The following is a 19,859-nucleotide window of genomic DNA, read 5'->3' as shown; positions in this document are numbered from 1 at the left end:
CGACGGTTCCCTTGTCGACCCCCCTGTCCGCCTCGCGGGCCCCACTGCAGCGGATGGCGGACGGCACACTCAAACAACTCAATCCTTTCACCGGCACGCAGGTCTGGACTGTGCCGGGCCGCGGAAACAGGCCACTGTCGGTCCCGCTAAAGGAACCGGAGCAGCTCAAGCCGGAGGATTTCACAGCCAGGTGCAATTTTTGCGTCGATAAGCTGCTTCAAACGCCGCCCGAGAAATCGCGCACGGTGTCCCGCGACGGGCGATGGGAGATTATCCGCGACCTGCTCCCCCACGAGCTGGGCGACACTCAGGCCGCTTTTCGCCGCGTGCCCAACCTGTTTGAAATCGTCTCTTACGATTATTGGGCGCAGAATTACGGCTTCACCATGGATGAGTCCCGCGCGAACCAGATGGAGCGCTATCTCGCGGACGACGAAGGGCGCCGCCATGTTCTCGACATCGTGCGCACACGACTGAAGGCATCGGGGCAGGACGATAACGTCAGCGAAGAAGAACTTCTCTCCCACGCCCCTGCGTATTTCGGCGGTGGCCACGACGTGATCATCGCCCGCCGCCATTTCGTCGATGGCGCGACGGATTCCACGCAGCTCGCGTCCTCCGGCACCTTGTCGCTCGACGAGCACTACGGCTTCATCGCGTTCACTATCGATTCCTTGCGCGACCTGTACGAGCGCAACCGGTACGCACCATATGTCTCTGTCTTCCAGAACTGGCTTGCTCCGGCGGGCGCGTCATTCGAGCACCTGCACAAACAGCTCGTGGCTATCGACGAACGCGGCATGCATTCCGAACTCGAGATCGCCAAGCTACGGCAGAACCCCAATATGTACAACGAGTGGGGCGTGAACTTCGCGAGCTACCACAACCTGATTATCGCGGAGAACGACCACGCGGTGATGTGCGCTGGCGTCGGCCACCGCTACCCCACCATCAACGTGTACTCGAAGTCCCCGACCCCGGAGCCGTGGCTGCAAACCGAGGAGGAGGTGCGTGGGATGTCGGATATCCTCCACGCCGCGCACGCCGGCACCGGGCCGGAGGTCCCGTGCAACGAGGAATGGCACCACAAGCCAATCGATTTAGATGTGCCCATGCCGTGGCGCATCAACATCAAGTGGCGCGTCTCGGTTCTCGCCGGCTTCGAGGGCGGCACGAAGATCAACGTCAACACCCTCTCCCCGTACGATATCCGCGACCGAATGGTCAGCAGCCTGTACGAATTGCGCGAACAGGGCCGGATCTCAAACGAGATCCGCATCGCCACCGAATGCGCGCCGGCCCGCAACGTGCTGCGGTACAACCCGGTGTTGGGCCGCTGACCCGAAACGCGCCGGTGAGCACTACGAAACTATCCGGCCTACACTAGACAAATGCGCGACTGTGACTGCACAGTCGCAACCGGCATTGAACAAACTGAACAAGGAGGCCCTGAGCTACATGCCCGCCCATGCTGATCCGAATGCGATCAAGGAGATTCTGCAGAACTACACGGTGGATCCTGCATGGCAGCGCGACCTGTACCAGTACCTGCACGCACACCCCGAGCTGTCCATGCAGGAAAAGAACACTCACGCGCGCATTCTCAAGGAGCTCGAGCGTTTCGATTGCCGTGTCATTGCCCCGATCGGCGGGTACGGCATCGTCGCGGTCTTTCACAACGGGGAGCCGACACACGGCTCAGCGGGCCCGACAGTGCTTTTCCGCGCGGACTTCGACGGGCTCCCAGTCACGGAGACAACGGGCGCGCCATACGCATCGACGGACACAGCGACGCGTGACGACGGCACCGTGACCGGCCTCATGCACGCCTGCGGCCACGATATGCACGTGACTGCTCTCCTTGGCCTGTGCGACATCATGGACAACAACAGGGAACACTGGTCAGGCACCTTCGTGGCTCTGTTCCAGCCCGGCGAGGAGATCGGCCGCGGCGCGACCGCCATGATCACCGACCGGCTCACCGACCGCATTCCCCGCCCCGACATCTGCCTGGGCCAGCACGTCATGCCTGGCCGCGCCGGCCAAGTGCAGACCAAGCCGGGCCCGCAGTTCGCGGCCTGCGATTCCATCCGCATCCGCATCCCGGGCCGCGGTGCCCACGGTTCGATGCCCCACGCCGCTGTCGACCCGACCTACACGGTGGCTCACATCATCTTGCGCCTGCAGGGCATTGTCGGCCGCGAAGTCGCGCCGAAGGATTTCGCGGTGGTCTCCGTCGGCCAGGTGAATGCCGGCATGACGAACAACATCATTCCCGACCACGCTGAGCTGGTAGTCAACTGCCGTTTCTACAACGACACGGTGAAGCACAAGGTGTACGAGGCGATCCAGCGCGTTGTCATCGCGGAATGCGAGGCATCCGGCATCAAGGAGGAACCGTATTTCGAGTACTTCGCTCACGGCGAGCTACTGGACAATGACCGCGGCGCGTTCATGACAGTCCGCTCCACCTTCGACGAGGTCTTCGGGCCTGACTCGGTGGATTCGGAGCCATCGACTGTGTCGGAGGACTTCCCGAATATTCCGCTAGCCTTCGGGGTTCCCTATATCTTCTGGCTCATCGGTTCTACCCCGCGCACTGTCTGGGATAAGGCTGTCGCGGAAGACCGCGTCATCACTGATGTGCCGGTGAACCACATGCCCACATTCCTGCCGGAATATGAGCCCACGGTGTATGCCGCCACGAATGCTGCTGCGGCAGCTGTGCTCACGTATCTCGCGCACCCGCTCGACCGTCAGCCGTAGACTCGGCTTCCCGCGCGCCGCTTCGTCCCCACCAGCGCTCCGATCCCCCGGTACAGTGGCGCGTGTTAGCGATCCTTCTAGATGATCTGACCATCTGATGACCTGAGGTAATCAACGCATGAATTTGCCAGCTAAACCCCCTGCTTTCATGGACACGGTCGGCGGCCACGTCCGGTCCGTCTCCGGCTCCGCTCCCGAGACCTCGACCCGCAAGAAATTCTGGACCGGCCTGTCCCTGGCCACGATGGAACAGTTCGCTGACAAGTGGGATGAAACCCGCAAGGCGTACAAGGCGACGCGCCAGCAGGCGTATTTCTCCGCCGAGTTCCTCATGGGCCGCGCTTTGTTGAATAACCTCACCAACCTGGGGCTTGTCGACGACGCTATTAAGGCGGCAGAGGAGAACGGCCACGACTTCCTCAACGCTCTTGAGGCCGAGCACGATGCCGCGCTCGGCAACGGCGGCTTGGGCCGTCTCGCTGCCTGCTTCCTCGATTCCGCTGTGACGCAGGATTACCCGGTCACCGGTTACGGCTTGCTCTACCGCTACGGCCTGTTCCGCCAGGAGATCGAAAACGGCTTCCAGAAGGAGCACCCGGACGCATGGAAGGAGAGCTTCTACCCGTTCATCGTCCGCCGCGGCACGCAGCAGCGCATCGTGAAATTCGACGACATGCACGTCCGCGCGATCCCCTACGACATGCCGATCACCGGCTACGGCACCGACAATGTGGGCACCCTGCGCCTGTGGAATGCGTCGCCGATGGCTGAGTTCGACTACGACGCTTTCAATTCCCAGCGCTTCTCCGACGCGATTTTGGAGCGTGAGGCAGTCCATGACCTCACCCGCGTGCTGTACCCGAATGACACGACGTACGAGGGCAAGGTGCTGCGTGTGCGCCAGCAGTACTTCTTCGTGTCGGCATCGCTGCAGGAGATGATCGATAATTACATCGCGCACCACGGCGAGGACCTGCGCGGCTTCGCCGAGTACAACTCCGTTCAGCTCAATGACACCCACCCGGTGCTGGGCATTCCGGAGCTCATGCGCCTGCTTCTCGACGATCACGGGATGACCTGGGAAGACGCCTGGGACGTGACCACCAAGACGTTCGCCTACACCAACCACACGGTGCTCGAAGAGGCTCTGGAGACCTGGGATGTGTCCATCTTCGAGAAGCTCTTCGGCCGCATCTGGGAGATCGTCGTGGAGATCGACCGCCGTTACCGCGCGGACATGGCGTCCCGCGGGATCGGCCCGGAGGACGCGCATCACTACTCCCCGGTCCACGACGGCAAGGTCCACATGGCCTGGATCGCCTGCTACGCCTCGTACTCCATCAACGGTGTCGCCGCGATCCACACCGACATTCTGCGGCGCGACACCCTGAACTACTGGCACGAGCTCTACCCAGAGAAGTTCAACAACAAGACCAACGGTGTCACTCCGCGCCGCTGGCTGCGCATGTGCAACCCGCGCCTGTCCGAGCTGCTCGACCGTCTCGTCGGCTCCGATGCATGGGTCACGGACATGGACAAGCTCAAGGAGCTGCGCCACTACGCCGAGGATGACGCGGTGATGGAGGAGCTCCGCGAGATCAAGGCGGCCAATAAGCAGGACTTCGCCAACTGGGTGCGCGTGCACGAGGGCGTGGAGATCGATCCTGAGTCGGTCTACGACACGCAGATCAAGCGCCTCCACGAGTACAAGCGCCAGCTGCTCAACGCGCTCTACATTCTCGACCTGTACTTCCGCATCAAGGACGGCGAGAAGGACATTCCGAAGCGCACGTTCATCTTCGGCGCGAAGGCGGCACCGGGCTACGACCGCGCCAAGGCGATCATCAAGCTGATCAACACCATCGGCGACATGGTCAACAACGACCCGGAAGTCTCCGAGTACCTGCGCGTGGTCTTCATCGAGAACTACAACGTATCGCCCGCCGAGCAGATCATTCCCGCCACGGACGTCTCCGAGCAGATTTCCACCGCTGGCAAGGAGGCCTCGGGCACGTCCAATATGAAGTTCATGATGAACGGCGCGCTCACCTTGGGCACGATGGATGGCGCGAACGTGGAGATCGTCGATTCCGTCGGCGAGGACAACGCGTACATCTTCGGCGCCCGCGAGGAAGAGCTCCCGGAGCTGAAGAAGAATTACGACCCGACCGAGATCTACGAGAACAACCCCGCCATCAAGCGCGCACTTGATGCGCTTATCGACAGCACCCTCGACGACAACCACACCGGCATCTTCGCCGACCTGCGCGATTCACTGCTTGTCGACGGCGGCTGGAATACCCCGGACCCCTACTACGTCCTGGGCGATTTCGAGTCCTACAAGGAGACCCGCGACCGCATGGCCGCGGAGTACTTCGATGACCCGCTGCACTGGGCGCGCATGTGCTGGATCAATATCTGCGAGTCCGGCCGTTTCTCCTCCGACCGCACGATCCGCGATTACGCCACCGAGGTCTGGAAGATCGAGCCGACCCCGATCAAGAAGGGCTAGCTCCTCACCCGCTCGACGATAAAAGCAGCTCCTCTCAAGTGCAGACACCCGGCCCGCGAAAGGGCCCAGTGAACTGCATCGAGGGAGCTGCTTTTCTTATGCGCGACCCAAAGGCTGCGCTCCGCGCTACTTCTTGTGCTTATCGAAGCAAAGGTACGGAACGAGGCCTTCACACGTGTATTCCTGCGGCGCGAAAAGACCGAGACCGATGCTCGACAGGCCGAGCGGAATGGCGATCATCGCACTGAGCGCTTTCTTCACCTCATCCATGCCGCCACCAGAAGACAGCTGTGCTTGTGCTGCTTCAGGTGCTGGTTGTTCCGGTTCTGCAACAGCAGTCGGGGTATCGATAGTTGCGACGCCGAGCGCGACCGTGCTGGCAACGGCGAGAACAGCGATACGTTTACGGATCATTGTTCTTCTCCTTCGTTGTGCGTCGGTGATCTTTGTGCCGTCTGTCGTTATTTCTTGTTCGGGCAGTACTGGGGAATGAGGCCCGAGCAGGCGTGATCCGGACCTGCAATGTAAGCCAGAGCCGCACTCGACAGCATCGGCGGAAGTGAAATCACCAAGCTGATCATTTCTTTGAACTGATCGAAAGCGGGCAGCGCCGACATCTGCGCGGCAGCAGGTTGCGGTTGCTCCGGTTCGGCGGCGGCAGTCGGGATGTGGGTTGCTGTAGCGCCGAACGCGATCGTGCTGGCGACAGCGAGGGCGGCGAGACGTTGACGGATCATTGTTCTTCCTCCTCGTTGTTCAACATAAGATCCTTGCAACCCGTCTATCGATTAGGCTCGCGAAAACAATACGCCTCCGGTGGGAGTTTTCTTCCCGGCCAGTTCAGCGGGGGTTCCGTCGGCGATGATCTGCCCACCCTCGGCACCTGCGCCCGGCCCCATCTCGATGACGCGGTCGGCCTGCGCGATGACCGACATGTCGTGCTCGACCACAATCACGGTCTGACCAGCGTCGACAAGGCCATTCAACTCTTTCACCAACAGTTCGATATCCGCCGGGTGCAGGCCCGTGGTCGGCTCGTCGAGCAGGTACACCGTGTGGCCCCGGCGCGAATTGCGGGAGCGCTGCAGCTCGGTGGCGAGCTTGATGCGCTGCGCCTCGCCGCCTGAGAGCTCCGGTGCGCCCTGGCCGAGTGTCAAATAGCCCAAGCCGACCGCCTGGAGTGTTTCCACTGCGCGGAGAATCTTCGGCTCATCGGCGAAGACATCTGCCGCTTCGTCCACGGTGAGTCCGAGCACGTCGGCGATTGTGCGGCCCTCCCACGTGATCTTGAGGGTTTCGTCGTTGTACCTCGCGCCGCGGCAATCCGGACATGTGGTGTACGAACCGGGCAGGAACACCAGCTCGACCTCGATCTTGCCGGCGCCGCCGCACGTCGGGCACTGCCCCTGCTTCACGTTGTAGGAAAAGCGCGAGACAGTCCACTTCCGCTTCTTCGCCTCGGGCGTGGAGGAAAAGAGCTTGCGTACGCCGTCGAAAAGCCCGGTATACGTGGCGAGCGTCGAACGCGGCGTCCGGCCGATCGGCTTCTGGGTGATCTGCACGATACGGCTCACAGCATCGACACCAGCACGCTTATCGACGTTCCACTCCCCCGTATCCTGCGCCTCGTCCTCGTCGTCGGTGACAGCCGACGACGCTTCGCGCAGAACACCGGCGAGCACGGTGCTGACGAGCGTGGACTTGCCCGAACCAGAGACTCCGGCAACTGCGGTGAACTGTCCCAAACCGAAATCGACGTCGAGCCCGTCGATGGACCTGGCTCGGACTCCCGAAAGCGACAAGGTTCCTGTGGCGTCACGCGGGTCGTCGTTAAGCGAAAGCGTGCGGTTGCCCAGCGCGTTCGCGGTAGGTGTGTCCGCGTCGTAGTCCGCGGTGGGGCCGGAATAGACCACCTCGCCGCCGCGCTCGCCCGCGCGCGGACCGACATCGACGAGCCAATCGGTCTCCGCAACAAGCTCCATGTCGTGCTCGACCAGCAGGACGGAATTTCCGGCGGCGATGAAACGACGGCAAATATCGAGCACCGCATTGCGCTCGGACGGGTGCAGACCCGCCGATGGCTCGTCAAGCACATACGCCACTCCGAAAAGGCCGGAACGCAATTGCGCGGCGAGACGGATGCGCTGCAGCTCGCCCGCGGACAGCGTCGGTGCGGGCCGGTCGAGACTCAGGTGCGCAAGCCCCAAGTCGAGCGCTGACTGCAACGCCGGGAGGATCTGTTTGAGCAGAAGGTCTTCAGCAGAATTCTCCTCTGGGGTCTGCTCCGACAGCACGGCGTGAACGCGGTCGAGGGGCAGGGCGCCGAGCTCGTCGATAGGCATGCCCGCGTACGTCACCTTGAGCGCTTCTGGATTGAGGCGGCGACCGTGGCACGTCTCGCACGTGCGGGATTCCATGTACGACAGGACGCGCTTGCGCAAGGTGTCGGACTGAGTTTCTGCAAGCGTGTTGGTCAGATAAGCCGCCACCGAGCGCCATGTGCCCTTGTAATTGCGCTGGATCTGGTCCTCGCCGCGCAACGGCTTGACCGTGACCACGGGCCGCTCATCTGTAAACAGGATCCACTCGCGGTCCTTTTGCGGCAGATCCTGCCACGGCGAATCGAGGTCGTAACCGAGTGTTTGCAGGATGTCGTGGAAATTCTTGCCCGCCCATGCACCCGGCCAAGCTTGGATCGCACCGTCTTCAATGGACAGCGTCGGATCCGGAACCATGGATTGCTCCGTGGGCTCGTGCACGACCCCGGTGCCCTGGCAGGTCGGGCACATGCCCTCCGGTGTATTCGGGGAAAACGAGTCGGAGTACAGCCCGTCCGGGTTATCGCCGGAACGCGAATACAGCAGGCGGATACTGTTCGACAGCGCAGAAACTGTCCCCACGGTGGAACGCGCCCCGCCGCCGGACGTCGACTGCTGCAGCGCCACCGTGGGCGGAAGCCCGTCGATCTCCCCGACCTGCGGATCCACCGCCGAGCCGATGAGCCGGCGCGCAAAAGGCGCCACCGATTCAAGGTAGCGCCGTTGTCCCTCGCCATGGATCGTGCCGAAAGCGAGGGAGGATTTGCCGGAACCAGACACTCCCGTCACCGCGACGAGAGTGCCACGGGGAATGTCCACATCGACATTCTTCAGGTTGTGCAGGTGGGCATCCCTGACTTTGATTCCAGTGGAAATCTCAGTTGTTTCAGGCATGCCCACCAGCGTAACGAGAGTGGGACTCTAACGCGGGTTGCGCGTGTCCTCTCCCAGCTGGTGCACGTGAATCATGTTCGTCGTGCCTGCGATTCCCGGCGGGGTGCCGGCGACGACGACCATGATGTCGCCTTCCTTGTACTTGTCGAGGTGCAGCAGCGATTCGTCGAGAACCCTCATCATCTGGTCGGTGTTGTCCACATCCTGGCACAGGAATGTCTCCGCACCCCAGGTCAGGGCGAGCTGCGAACGCACCTCCTGGTTCGGCGTGAACACCAGCAGCGGCAGGTGCGAGTGCAGACGCGCCATGCGACGAGCGGTTTCACCGGAGCTGGTGAAAGCGACGAGTGCACGGGAATTGAGGCGCTCCGCGATATCGCGCGCGGAATACGAGATCACGCCGCGCTTAGTGCGCGGAATGTGGTTGAGCGGCGGGACCGAGCCCATCGACTCCGCCACACGCACGATGCGGTCCATCGTGCGCACGACGTTGTGCGGGTCCACACCGATCGAGGTCTCACCGGAGAGCATGACCGCGTCAGTGCCGTCAAGCACGGCATTAGCCACGTCAGAGGCCTCCGCGCGGGTCGGACGGGAATTATCGATCATCGAATCGAGCATTTGCGTAGCGACGATCACCGGCTTGGCGTTCTCACGCGCGATCTGGATCACGCGCTTTTGCACCAGCGGCACCTGCTCGAGCGCGATCTCCACGCCCAAATCGCCGCGGGCGACCATGACGGCATCGAAGGCCAGCACAATGGACTCGAGCGCGTCAACAGCCTCCGGCTTCTCCAGCTTCGCGATGACCGGAACGCGGCGACCTTCCTCATCCATCACTTCGTGGACCAAGTCCACGTCGGACGGGGAACGCACGAACGACAGGGCGATGAAGTCCACGCCGAGCTTCAGCGCGAAACGCAGATCCGCAATGTCCTTCTCACTCAGCGCCGGCACGGAGATGTCCATCCCCGGCAGGGAGACGCCCTTGTTATTGGAGACAGGGCCACCCTCAGTGACCTCGCACACCACATCGTTGCCGTCGACTTCTTTGCAGACGAGGGCGACCTTGCCATCGTCGACAAGCAGGCGGTCGCCCGGCTTCGCATCCTGCGCAAGATTCTTGTACGTCGTGGACACGCGGTCATGCGTGCCCTCGACATCGTCAACCGTGATGCGGACGGTCTCGCCCGTCTCCCAGTAGGTCTTACCGTCGCCTTCGAAGCGGCCGAGACGGATCTTCGGGCCCTGGAGGTCGGCGAGAATACCGACCGCATGGCCCGTCTCGTCGGTCGCTTCGCGCACCCACTTGTAGTTCTGTTCGTGGTCCGGGTAATCACCGTGCGAGAAATTCAGGCGGGCGACATCCATGCCGTCACGCACGAGTCCAAGGATTGCGTCCTTGCTGGCTACTGCAGGTCCGAGAGTGCAAACAATCTTGGTGCGTCTATCCACAGCTTCCTTCTTCTGATCTATGCGGCCCAGCCGGGCTTTCAGCTGGCTGGACAAGGATTGGATACGTCGCCCACGCTACCGAAACACTATGGCTTTTGCTTCTGCGATTCTTCGCGCCCGCCGACTGAGGTCTTCTGCTCTCCGCGCTCCGCATCGGCAGCGTCTGCGTCATCGAGCGATGCGGCGTGCTCTTCGTGCTTTTCGTCTGCGTCCTCCGGCTCGCGCGGATCGACTTCGTCCGGATTTTCACGCCCGCGGCGCATGAGGAAGAACACAATCGTGGACACAATGAAGATCACCGCGGAAATCACGAAATTCACACGCAGACCGAAGATGGTGTTCGCGGCATCGTCACGCATCGTCTCCATGAAAACGCGGCCCAGTGTGTAGGACGCGATGTAGAGCACGAAAACGCGGCCGTGGCCGAGTCGGAAGCGCCGCTCCGCCCAGAGCAGAAACGCGAAAGCCGCGACATTCCAGATCATCTCGTACAGGAATGTCGGGTGAACACTAGTGACGATCTCGCCCGTGGAGCGTCCCGTCAACGGCGCGAAATTGCCGTTCTCGTCGACGCGGTAGAAGATGTCCAGCGCCCACGGCACATCCGTCGGACGGCCGTAGAGCTCCTGATTGAAATAGTTGCCGAGACGGCCGATCGCCTGGGCGAGAATGATGGTCGGGCCGACCGCATCCGCGAACGGCGGCAGCGGCACCTTCCGGTACCGGAACAGCGCCCACACCGCGAGCGTGCCCAACGCCACCGCGCCCATGATGCCCAGACCACCCGCGGAGAAGTTGAACACCTGCCACGGATCTTTGCCCGGGCCGAAATAGCTGTCGTAGTCCGTGACCACGTGATACGTGCGCCCACCGATGATGCCGGCGGGAATAGCCACGATCGCCGCATCCCACACCATGTCCGGGTCCCCGCCGCGCGCCTTGTAGCGGCGCAGCGTGAGCGTCAACGCGACAATGATGCCGGTGATGATGCACAGCGCGTAGGCGCGGATCGGGATCGGCCCGAGGTGCCACACGCCCTGCGGGGGCGACGGGAAATTAGCGAGGACTTCTGTAACCACGAAGATCAGTTTGCCTGATTACGGCTGCGATGGCGACAGCCCCGCGCGGTCTTAGCGCGACGGGCAGGCCGGGTGCTGGCCGGCAGCGACGAGACGACGGGTGGCAGCGGTCACGTTGGTACTGGTCATCACTGCCTCACCGGCGAGCACAGCATCGGCACCAATGGAGGCAGCCGAGATCAAGTCGCGGGCATTGCGGACACCGCCGAGACTGATCCGCAGCACGCTTTCCGGAAGACCGGGCTCGATCTCGCCGAAGGCTTCGCGGTTCAGATCGTTGGTGTCGAATGTCCACGAGTTCACGCCGATCACCGATGCCCCTGCACGTAGTGCCCGGTCGGCTTCCTCCACCGTGCGGACCTCTGCCATTCCCACCATGCCCAGGGATTCCACTCGGTCGAGCAGGCTCTCCAGCCGCGCCTGCTCCAAAAGGCCCACTTGCAGCGGCACCATATCGGCGCCGTAGCAGCGGGCCTCGTGAATTTGATAGGGGTCGACGATCACGTCGCGGCACACCATGGGAAGACTGGTCGCATTACGTGCCTGCTCCATGTCGTTGAGGGAGCCGTCGAAACGCAAACGCTCCGTTTGGCACGCGATGAGTGCGGCGCCTCCGGCCTCGATTTCGGCGGCGAGATGCGCCATGGAGTCGATCACCCCGGTGGGGCCGAAAACGGGCGAGGTGCGTTTGATCTCCACGATCACCCCGCAGCCGGGGCCAAGCAAGGCGGCGCGGACATCCCTCGTCTCGGGCATGCTGCGCGAACGGGCTTTGATCTCCTTGAAAGGAATTTGCGCTTCGCGCTCGGCAACATCAGCCAGCACCCCCGCGACAACTGGATTGTGCGTCGCGTCGGTGACCAGCTGTTGCTTGCCCTGCACCGCAGTCATGCCTATGAGGTTATCGGGTTGTGCGCAGTCCACGAAATCAAGCGGTGCAAAAGTGTTCTACATGCGCGGAGTTTCACTCCGTCCGCTTGGGCCCACTTCGCGTTTCAGTGTCAGTCGGGTCCAGATCCGCGTCGATCGCATCCCACAGAACGCGACCGGAATCGGGCTCAGATTCGAGATCCTGCTCGATCTTCTCGCGACGTTGCGATGTCTTCTCGTACTTATTCACCGTCGCCGCGTCATAGCCGGGTCGGACCGCGAGCAGAAGGCCACCAGCGGCGGCGGCAAGTGCACCCAGCACAGCTGCGATGGGGCCAAGTGCGGCGACATCGATACTGGAAATATTCGCCCACTCCGGGATCGCAGTCTCACCGAGGGTGCTGCCGATAGCCGTTTCCTCGCCGCCCAGAGTCAGCAATGCTTTAGCGCGTTCCGGATCCGGCGACCCCGCCAGCAGCCCGAGCGGCGGGATAGTCACCGCCACGGCTGCGATAGCCCCGACTGCGCCGACGAGACGGCGTCCCCAACGCCGCAAAGCCAGCCCGGCTACTGTAGCGGCGAGCAGCAACAGCACCACCGCCGTGACCTCCGTCGACCAGGTGGCGCCGTTGACGTCCACGGCGCCGTCGCCCGTGCGGTCATCTTCGTAATTGACCGTCATCCAGCTCACGCGTGAAGCCAACCAGAGCACCAGCGCTCCGATTCCCATCAGCAGGGCGCCCAGACGGGCATGGCGTTTGTCCTGGACAGCCTCGTTCGTTCCGTCGGTGTCGCCCATTATCGTCCCTCCTCCGGTGTGAGAAGTAAGTCGCCATCGAAGCAGGTCCGGTCGCCGGTGTGGCAGGCTCCGCCGCGCTGCTCCACTTTCATCAGCACGGTGTCGCCGTCACAATCGAGGCGCACCTCCGTCACGTACTGGGTGTTGCCGCTCGTGAGTCCCTTGATCCAGTATTCGGACCTGGAACGGGAGTAGTAGGTGCCGCGGCGCGTGGCCAGGGTGTAGGCGAGCGCATGCTCGTCCATCCACGCCATCATGAGCACCTCGTTTGTGCCAGCGGCCTGGACGACGGCGGGCACCAGCCCGGCATCATTGAAGCGGACACGGGCACGGAGCACGTCGTCGAGCTGGGCATTCTCAGGGATGAGTTCATCGGTGGGGGTATCGCGCATCACTGACGCACCTCGCATCCGGCGTCGGCAAGCGCCTGCTTGACCTCACTGATGCTCACCTCGCGGAAGTGGAAGATGGAAGCGGCCAGCACCGCATCCGCCCCTGCGCGAACCGCAGGCGGGAAATGCTCGGCCTGGCCAGCACCGCCGGAAGCGATCACAGGGATGGAAACGGCCTCGCGGACGCGCTCGATGAGCTCGAGATCGAAGCCTTCCTTCGTTCCGTCGCCGTCCATGGAATTGAGCAGGATCTCCCCCACCCCGAGTTTCTCGCCCGTGCGGGCCCACTCGATGGCGTCCAATTCCGCGGAACGGGTGCCGCCGTGGGTGGTCACTTCGAATCCGGACGGCTGCGGGGTGCCGCCTTCCGGCACTCGGCGGGCGTCGACGGATAGAACAATGCACTGTGCACCGAAGACCTGGGAGAGCTCGCGCAACAGCTCCGGCCGGGAGATAGCCGCGGTGTTGACAGAGATTTTGTCGGCGCCAGCACGCAAAAGCTCGCGCACATCGTCTTCCGTGCGCACTCCCCCGCCAACGGTGAGCGGAATGAACACCTGGTCGGCGGTGCGGCGCACCACGTCGAGCATCGTGCCGCGGCCTTGCTTGGAAGCGGTCACGTCGAGAAAGGTCAGCTCGTCTGCGCCCTGTTCACCGTAGAGCTTGGCCAGCTCCACCGGATCGCCTGCATCACGCAGGTTTTCAAAGTTCACGCCCTTGACGACCCTGCCGTTGTCCACGTCTAGGCACGGAATCACCCTGGTTGCCACGGCCATGACTCAATCACTTCCTTCCGGCTTCACGCTGAATGGACTTCATGGTACGCAGCACTGAAGCATGCACTTCGGGCGACCCAGCGATGACACCGAGGGAGCCCAACTCCCACGGCTTGCCATCCACGTCAGTGACAACGGCCCCGGCGCAGCGCGCGAGGAGCACACCGGAGGCGTTGTCCCATGGGAACGGCGAGAAGCTCACGGTGGCCTCATAGATTCCTTGCGCGACGAAAGCCAGGTCAAGCCCGACCGATCCGCTGATCCGCGGGCGCATATTGGAGTATTCGAGCGCCTTGATCAGCTTCAGGCGGCTGTCGGGCGGAACACGGCTCGTGTCGTCGGTGCCCACAGTGCCCACGCCGACTTGGTTGCTCACCGGCTCGACTTCGTCGATACGCGGAAGCTGCCTTCCGTTCAGCGTGAGGGCGGAACCTTCGGTGGCGGAAAGACGCATATTCAACATCGGCACATCCGTGACGGAAACGACCGGCTGGCCATCCACCACTAGGGAGATCAGCACCGCACAATTCGGGTTGCCCGAAGAGAAATTAGCGGTGCCGTCGATGGGGTCGACGACCCACAGGGCGTCGCTAAGCTTTTGCCCTCCCTTTTCTTCGCCGAGCACCGGAATTCCCGTGGATTCGGTGAGGTGTTTGCGCAGCGTCGTCTCGATCTGCAGGTCCACCTCTGTGGCGAAGTCGTTGGAGCTTTTATACAGCGCTGGTGCTGACCCGAGCCCCTCGACGAACTGCTGGCGCGCGATATCCGCAGCTTCCTCCGCGACCGCGAGGAACCTGTTCAACTCGTCTGCCTGCATTGCGTCCTACTCGTCCCCCGGCGCGGCAGCGGTTGCGAGAGCATCGCGCAGCGTGAAGCGCTTCTCGTAGAGAGCCTTGCCCACGATCACACTGTCAATGCCTTCATCGGCGTAGCGCGCGATCTCGGCGATATCGGCGAGTGCGGACACACCGCCCGACGCCGTCACAGCAGCGTCGGTGGCCGCGGAGACCTCGCGCAACAGGTCCATATTCGGGCCAGCAAGCGTGCCGTCCTTGCTCACATCGGTGACCACAAAACGCGCGCACCCGGCGGAATCGAAGAACTCGAGGACCTCCCACAAGTCGCCGCCGTCCGATGTCCAGCCGCGGCCCTTCGTGCGCCACTCACCGTTTTCTTCGCGCACGGCGATATCGACAGCGATCTTGTCGCCGTGCTTCGCGATCGCCTCGGCCGCCCAGTCCGGGTCCTCCAACGCAGCCGTGCCAATATTGACGCGCTTCGCACCCGTCGCCAGCGCACGCTGAAGCGTCGCGTCGTCCCGGATCCCGCCGGTCAGCTCCACGTTGATGGACAGTGTTTTGGTGATCTCCGCCATCAGCTCGTGGTTGGAGCCGCGCCCGAACGCCGCGTCCAGGTCAACGAAGTGCAACCAGTCCGCGCCTTCTTCTTGCCACTGCAGCGCCGCGTCCAGCGGGGCGCCGTAATTCTTCTCCGTGCCGGCTTCCCCCTGGTCAAGGCGGACAGCCTGGCCGTCGACGACGTCTACTGCGGGCAGAACAGTGAAACTCATATCCGCAGTCTAATTCAGATGGCCGACCCAATTCCGCAACAACGTCAAACCGGCGTCCCCGGACTTCTCCGGGTGGAATTGCGTGGCCCACAGCGGGCCGTTTTCCACGGCTGCGACGAACCGCGAATTGCCATGCTGCGACCACGAGACTTTCGGCGCGGCGATGAAGTCATCCTCGGCCATTTCCCAGTTCTGCACGCCGTAGGAGTGCACGAAGTAGAACCGCGTGTCCGCATCCAACCCCGCGAACATCTCAGAGCCGTCCGCCACATCGACGGTATTCCAGCCCATGTGCGGCAAGACAGGGGCATCAAGCTTATCGACGACCCCCGGCCACTCCCCACACCCTTCCGCCTCGATGCCATGCTCGACTCCCTTCTCGAACATCACCTGCAGCCCCACGCAGATCCCCAGCACCGGCCGACCGCCAGCCAACCGCTGCCCGATCAAGCGTGGCCCGGCGACGCCCTTCAACCCACGCATGCACGCGTCGAATGCCCCGACCCCCGGCACGACCAGGCCGTCTGCCTCCACCGCGATCATGGGGTCGCGCGTGACCACCACGTCCGCCCCGACATGCTCGAGTGCGCGCTGCGCCGAGCGGAGATTTCCTGCACCGTAATCCAGAAGGGCCACCACGTTGCTCATGAGTGGGAAGTTTAGCTGTCTACCCCACCCTTCCGGTACACCGCTTCCAGACGTCGAGCAATTCCCTCGGTGTCGAGCTCACCGGCGGAAACCGCTACCACCAGATCAAACCAATCGTCGTCGGAGATACGGCGGTCATCCCGGCCATGAACCCTGAGCATGATCGATCCCAGCAGGACTCCCACCCTCTTGTTTCCGTCGAGGAACGGATGATTCGATTCGATGCTGTGCACGAGCGCCGCAGTCTTCGACCATTCGTCCGGGTAGAGCTCTTCACCGCAAAAAGTCGCCCACGGCCGCTCTAAAGCTGACGCGAGAAGGCCCATATCTCCGACGGTAAACCCGTGCTCTTCGAGAGCGGGAAGAACCGTCTCGAGCGTGAATCTGCGTCGTTGCAGAGACATAGCTTCTATTAAGCGTCTTTCAATCGTTGCATCAGAACGTTCCGCTCGCCCATTAACTCGCCTATATCCCGGGAGTTTGCAAGGCGCGCCTGCTCTGTTTCCCACTCTCTGCGAATCAGCATGGAAATGACCCTTTGTTTGGACAGCCCCGAGGAAGCGGCGAGGTCGCTCAATTGATGATCTTCCTCGGCGGTCAAGCGGAGATTCAAAGCCATGGCAAAACGGTACCATTCAGGTACCATTTGGAGCTACCTCCCGAGACGCCGTTTTCCGATGATCCAGTCCGCCGTGGTCATCACGATCCCGGCGACGACGACAGCACCGGAGGAAGCGAACGCTCCGGCGGCGCCGAGCCCGGCGATCATGCCGCCGAACATGAAGGAGCCGATGCCCTGGCCGCCGTCGAAACCGACATTCCACACGGCGGAAGCATGGCTGACCTTGGACTGGGGCAGCCGGTAGAACATGCTGAGCAGGGACTCGTTCTGCACAGCGCCGAAGCCGGCCCCGAAGAAGATCGCGGAGACTACCATCCACACTGGGTGGGCGCTGGTAGCCAGGCAGGCGGCGAAGCCGAACATGCCGATGGCGGCGGCGATCTGGAACGGAATCATGAGGGTGCCCGGCTCGCCGCGGCGGTCGGCGACGACACCGGTGAAGATGCGCGCCGACATGACTGCCAGGTTGATCACCGCCAGGATCAGGCCACCGAGCGTGGTGCCGGAGGTGATCCCCGTGTCGCGGGCGGCATCGGGCAGGAAGTTGGCGATCAGGCTGTACGCCATCGCGGCGATGGCCAGCGCCAGGGTGGGCACGAGCACGAGCTTCCACGTCGGGGCGGACATCGCGCCGCTGGCCACCGGGTCGGGTTGGGCCCCCTTGATGGGCGGGATAGCAGCACACGCCAAGCCACCGACGGCGGCGATCACCGTGGCTATGATCCACACGGGTTCGTACCCGATTTTCTCGCTGAGGAACAGGCCCAACGGCAACGCGATCATCTGGGCCGAGCCGCTCGAAGCACCGAAGACACCGGAGGCCTTACCCAGCAGTTTGCGGGGCACGAGCTCAGCAATGATCGCGGCCTCAGCAACAGTCATCGCGCCGAAGCCGATACCGCGCACCACGCTCACCGCAAGGACCACCGACGGATCCATATTCCACATGAACGCCAGCGCCGGGACACCGAGCAGCACCGCTGACACGGCGATCGCGGAGCGGTAGCTGAACCGGCGCAGCAACCGCGGCATAAAGACCTGCGTGAGCACAGTCGCAGCCATGAACACGCCTGTCGACGCACCGGCGAGGGCGTGTGAGCCACCTGCATCGAGGACTGCCACCGGCACGACCGGCAGCAACAGCGCCCACGAACCGAAAGCGGCGGCGACCGCCACCAGAGTCGGAATGAAGCCAGATGCCTCCCAGACCGAATTGACCTCAGTCTGGGAAGCATCGTCCGGACCAGTCCCTTGCGGGGAACCCACGGTGAAAACCCTCCCAAAACTCACATCGACTGCACAAAGAAAAAAGGAACCGGACGGTTCCAACAAGAAAAATCAGGCTCCCACCAACCGTGAGGACTCACAGTTGGAAAAGCCCGAAAAATCAGCGTTGGGCGTGGCGGTTAGCGGAACAACGCTGACGTCGATAAGCGTGCTTTAAAGCGCGCCCTTGGTAGAGGGTACGCCCTCAACGCGTGGATCGCGTTCGTAGGCCTGGCGCAGGGCGCGCGCGACCGCCTTGTACTCGGCTTCCGTGATGTGGTGCGGGTCGCGGCCGTACCGCACGTTGACGTGGAGGGTGATGCGCGCGTTGTACGCCAGCGTCTCGAAGAAGTGGCGGTTGATCACCGTGGCGTAGTGGCCGCCGATGATCTGCCACTCCATGGATTCCGGCTCGCCGTTCATGACAAAGTACGGGCGGTTGGAGATGTCCACGACGGCCTCGACGAGGGTCTCATCCATCGGCAGGGCCATGGAGCCGAAGCGGCGGATGCCCAACTTGTCCCCCACCGCGTCGATCAGCGCCCAGCCGAGTGTGATCGCGGTGTCCTCGACCGTGTGGTGCGCGTCGATGTGCGTGTCACCTTCCGCCTTGATCTTCAGGTCGAAGCTGCCGTGCGTGCCGAATGCGGTGAGCATGTGGTCGAAGAACGGCAGGCCGGTGTCCACCTCGACTTTGCCTGTACCGTCGAGGTTGATCTCGACCGAAATGTCCGACTCGCTGGTCGTGCGCGTCGCTGTACCGATCCGGTCAGTCATTATTCTTAATCTCCTTCGCTGCAGCCAAGAACGCGTCGTTTTCTTCATCCAACCCGATTGTCACACGCAAATGTCCAGCCACGCCGACATCGCGGATGAGCACCCCGCGGTCGAGGAATTCCTGCCACGCTGCGTGCGCATCGTCGAAGTCGCCGAAGAAGAGGAAATTCGATTCGCTGTCCACGACCTCGTACCCCAGCTGAAGCAGCGCAGCCTGAACGCGCTCACGCTCAGACGCAAGCTTATCGACGTTCCCCAGCGTCTCCCCCGCATGCCGCAACGCCACCCGCGCTGCCGCCTGTGACAGGACCGAGAGGTGGTACGGCAAGCGGACGAGCATGACTGCCTCGATGAAGGCGGGGGCGGCGACGAAATAGCCGAGACGGCCTCCCGCGAAATCGAAGGCCTTCGACATGGTTCGGGAGACCACGAGCTTGGCCGGGTACTTCTCCAACAACGACACGGCGGAGGCCGACGGGGAGAATTCCGCATACGCCTCATCCACGATCACGATGCCGGAGGCTGCTTCGATGATGCGCTCTATGTCAGCGAGCGCGGTGACATCGCCCGTCGGATTATTCGGGGTGGTCACGAAGACCACATCAGGCTTTTGCTCGTTGATCTCGCGAACGGCCAGATCCACATCGATGCGGAAGTCCTCTCCGCGCGGAATTCCGATGAACTCCGTCTGCGTGCCCGACGAGAGAATCGGGTGCATGGAATAGCTGGGCACGAACCCCATCGCTGTCCGGCCCGGCCCACCGAAGGCCTGGAGCAGCTGCTGGAGCACCTCGTTGGAGCCGTTCGCTGCCCACACCTGGTCGCGCGTGACTGTGACACCGGTCTGCTTGGACACGTACGCGGCGAGGTCGTCGCGAAGCTCGACCGCGTCACGCTCCGGGTAGCGGTTCAGTCCTGCAGCGACCCGCTGGACCTCCTCGACAAGGTCCGCAATGAGCTCATCCGACGGCGGGTACGGGTTCTCGTTCGTGTTCAGCGCCACCGGCACGCTCAACTGCGGCGCGCCGTACGGGGACTTGCCTCGCAGCTCCTCACGCAGCGGCAGGTCGGACAGGGCAAGCTGGTTCTGCTGATTGCGCTCAGTCATTATTTCT

20 protein-coding genes are annotated in these 19,859 nt (G+C 62.8%); 3 read left to right on the top strand and 17 right to left on the bottom strand.

Annotated features, from left to right (window positions below; all coding sequences use genetic code 11):
* Positions 1-11 precede the first annotated feature (11 nt).
* The 3 genes from ACUY2Y_RS07010 to ACUY2Y_RS07000 all read left to right on the top strand — a co-directional run bounded on the left by ACUY2Y_RS07010 (position 12) and on the right by ACUY2Y_RS07000 (position 5,278).
* Positions 12-1,340 carry a DUF4921 family protein gene (locus ACUY2Y_RS07010; protein ID WP_448325409.1) on the top strand — a complete coding sequence of 443 codons (1,329 nt, stop codon included), beginning with the start codon at positions 12-14 and terminating at the stop codon, positions 1,338-1,340.
* A gap of 118 nt (positions 1,341-1,458) precedes the next feature.
* On the top strand, positions 1,459-2,766 hold the full coding sequence (locus tag ACUY2Y_RS07005) for an amidohydrolase (RefSeq protein WP_259901917.1): 1,308 nt from the start codon (positions 1,459-1,461) through the stop codon (positions 2,764-2,766).
* 118 nt (positions 2,767-2,884) lie between these two features.
* Positions 2,885-5,278, top strand: a complete 2,394-nt coding sequence (locus ACUY2Y_RS07000) for a glycogen/starch/alpha-glucan phosphorylase (protein WP_448325386.1) — start codon at positions 2,885-2,887, stop codon at positions 5,276-5,278.
* A gap of 126 nt (positions 5,279-5,404) precedes the next feature.
* On the opposite strand, the gene ACUY2Y_RS06995 is transcribed toward ACUY2Y_RS07000, so the two are convergent.
* The 17 genes from ACUY2Y_RS06995 to ACUY2Y_RS06915 form a co-directional block, all read right to left on the bottom strand.
* On the bottom strand, positions 5,405-5,692 hold the full coding sequence (locus ACUY2Y_RS06995) for a hypothetical protein (protein WP_448325385.1): 288 nt from the start codon (positions 5,690-5,692) through the stop codon (positions 5,405-5,407).
* 47 nt (positions 5,693-5,739) lie between these two features.
* The gene (locus ACUY2Y_RS06990) at positions 5,740-6,015 is read right to left on the bottom strand and encodes a hypothetical protein (RefSeq protein ID WP_448325384.1); all 276 of its coding nucleotides are present in this window, start codon (positions 6,013-6,015) and stop codon (positions 5,740-5,742) included.
* Between the two features lie 51 nt (positions 6,016-6,066).
* Positions 6,067-8,490, bottom strand: a complete 2,424-nt coding sequence (locus ACUY2Y_RS06985; protein ID WP_448325383.1) for an excinuclease ABC subunit A — start codon at positions 8,488-8,490, stop codon at positions 6,067-6,069.
* A 27-nt stretch (positions 8,491-8,517) separates the two neighbouring features.
* The gene (pyk, locus tag ACUY2Y_RS06980; RefSeq protein WP_448325382.1) at positions 8,518-9,945 is read right to left on the bottom strand and encodes a pyruvate kinase; all 1,428 of its coding nucleotides are present in this window, start codon (positions 9,943-9,945) and stop codon (positions 8,518-8,520) included.
* Between the two features lie 86 nt (positions 9,946-10,031).
* Positions 10,032-11,024, bottom strand: coding sequence for a prolipoprotein diacylglyceryl transferase (gene lgt / locus ACUY2Y_RS06975; protein WP_448325381.1), 993 nt, complete (start codon positions 11,022-11,024; stop codon positions 10,032-10,034).
* A gap of 51 nt (positions 11,025-11,075) precedes the next feature.
* Positions 11,076-11,915 (bottom strand): indole-3-glycerol phosphate synthase TrpC, encoded by an 840-nt coding sequence (locus ACUY2Y_RS06970; RefSeq protein WP_210571694.1) that lies wholly within the window; start codon positions 11,913-11,915, stop codon positions 11,076-11,078.
* Positions 11,916-11,988: 73 nt separating this feature from the next.
* The gene (locus ACUY2Y_RS06965) at positions 11,989-12,693 is read right to left on the bottom strand and encodes a TIGR02234 family membrane protein (protein ID WP_448325380.1); all 705 of its coding nucleotides are present in this window, start codon (positions 12,691-12,693) and stop codon (positions 11,989-11,991) included.
* Positions 12,693-13,085 (bottom strand): phosphoribosyl-AMP cyclohydrolase, encoded by a 393-nt coding sequence (gene hisI / locus ACUY2Y_RS06960; RefSeq protein WP_448325379.1) that lies wholly within the window; start codon positions 13,083-13,085, stop codon positions 12,693-12,695. The genes ACUY2Y_RS06965 and hisI overlap by 1 nt, the downstream gene beginning before the upstream one ends.
* Positions 13,085-13,861: an imidazole glycerol phosphate synthase subunit HisF gene (gene hisF / locus ACUY2Y_RS06955; RefSeq protein WP_448325378.1), complete on the bottom strand. Its 777-nt coding sequence runs from the start codon at positions 13,859-13,861 to the stop codon at positions 13,085-13,087. The genes hisI and hisF overlap by 1 nt, the downstream gene beginning before the upstream one ends.
* Positions 13,862-13,868: 7 nt before the next feature.
* Positions 13,869-14,678: an inositol monophosphatase family protein gene (locus tag ACUY2Y_RS06950; protein ID WP_448325377.1), complete on the bottom strand. Its 810-nt coding sequence runs from the start codon at positions 14,676-14,678 to the stop codon at positions 13,869-13,871.
* Positions 14,679-14,684: 6 nt separating this feature from the next.
* The gene (gene priA / locus ACUY2Y_RS06945) at positions 14,685-15,431 is read right to left on the bottom strand and encodes a bifunctional 1-(5-phosphoribosyl)-5-((5-phosphoribosylamino)methylideneamino)imidazole-4-carboxamide isomerase/phosphoribosylanthranilate isomerase PriA (RefSeq protein ID WP_448325376.1); all 747 of its coding nucleotides are present in this window, start codon (positions 15,429-15,431) and stop codon (positions 14,685-14,687) included.
* A 9-nt stretch (positions 15,432-15,440) separates the two neighbouring features.
* On the bottom strand, positions 15,441-16,079 hold the full coding sequence (hisH, locus tag ACUY2Y_RS06940; protein WP_210571686.1) for an imidazole glycerol phosphate synthase subunit HisH: 639 nt from the start codon (positions 16,077-16,079) through the stop codon (positions 15,441-15,443).
* 11 nt (positions 16,080-16,090) lie between these two features.
* The gene (locus tag ACUY2Y_RS06935; protein ID WP_210571685.1) at positions 16,091-16,483 is read right to left on the bottom strand and encodes a Fic family protein; all 393 of its coding nucleotides are present in this window, start codon (positions 16,481-16,483) and stop codon (positions 16,091-16,093) included.
* Positions 16,484-16,491: 8 nt separating this feature from the next.
* Complete coding sequence (locus ACUY2Y_RS06930; protein ID WP_210571684.1) at positions 16,492-16,698, bottom strand: hypothetical protein; 207 nt, start codon at positions 16,696-16,698, stop codon at positions 16,492-16,494.
* 33 nt (positions 16,699-16,731) lie between these two features.
* Positions 16,732-17,967 (bottom strand): MFS transporter, encoded by a 1,236-nt coding sequence (locus ACUY2Y_RS06925; protein WP_448325375.1) that lies wholly within the window; start codon positions 17,965-17,967, stop codon positions 16,732-16,734.
* Between the two features lie 174 nt (positions 17,968-18,141).
* A complete protein-coding gene (hisB, locus tag ACUY2Y_RS06920) occupies positions 18,142-18,744 on the bottom strand; it encodes an imidazoleglycerol-phosphate dehydratase HisB (RefSeq protein WP_448325374.1) in 603 nt (200 codons plus the stop codon).
* Positions 18,737-19,852 (bottom strand): histidinol-phosphate transaminase, encoded by a 1,116-nt coding sequence (locus tag ACUY2Y_RS06915; RefSeq protein ID WP_448325373.1) that lies wholly within the window; start codon positions 19,850-19,852, stop codon positions 18,737-18,739. The genes hisB and ACUY2Y_RS06915 overlap by 8 nt, the downstream gene beginning before the upstream one ends.
* Positions 19,853-19,859: the final 7 nt, after the last annotated feature.

It is taken from the genome of Corynebacterium sp. 20-84 (assembly GCF_053479455.1).
Note: the sequence above shows the minus strand (reverse complement) of the source record. Positions and strands in the feature narration are given on the sequence as shown.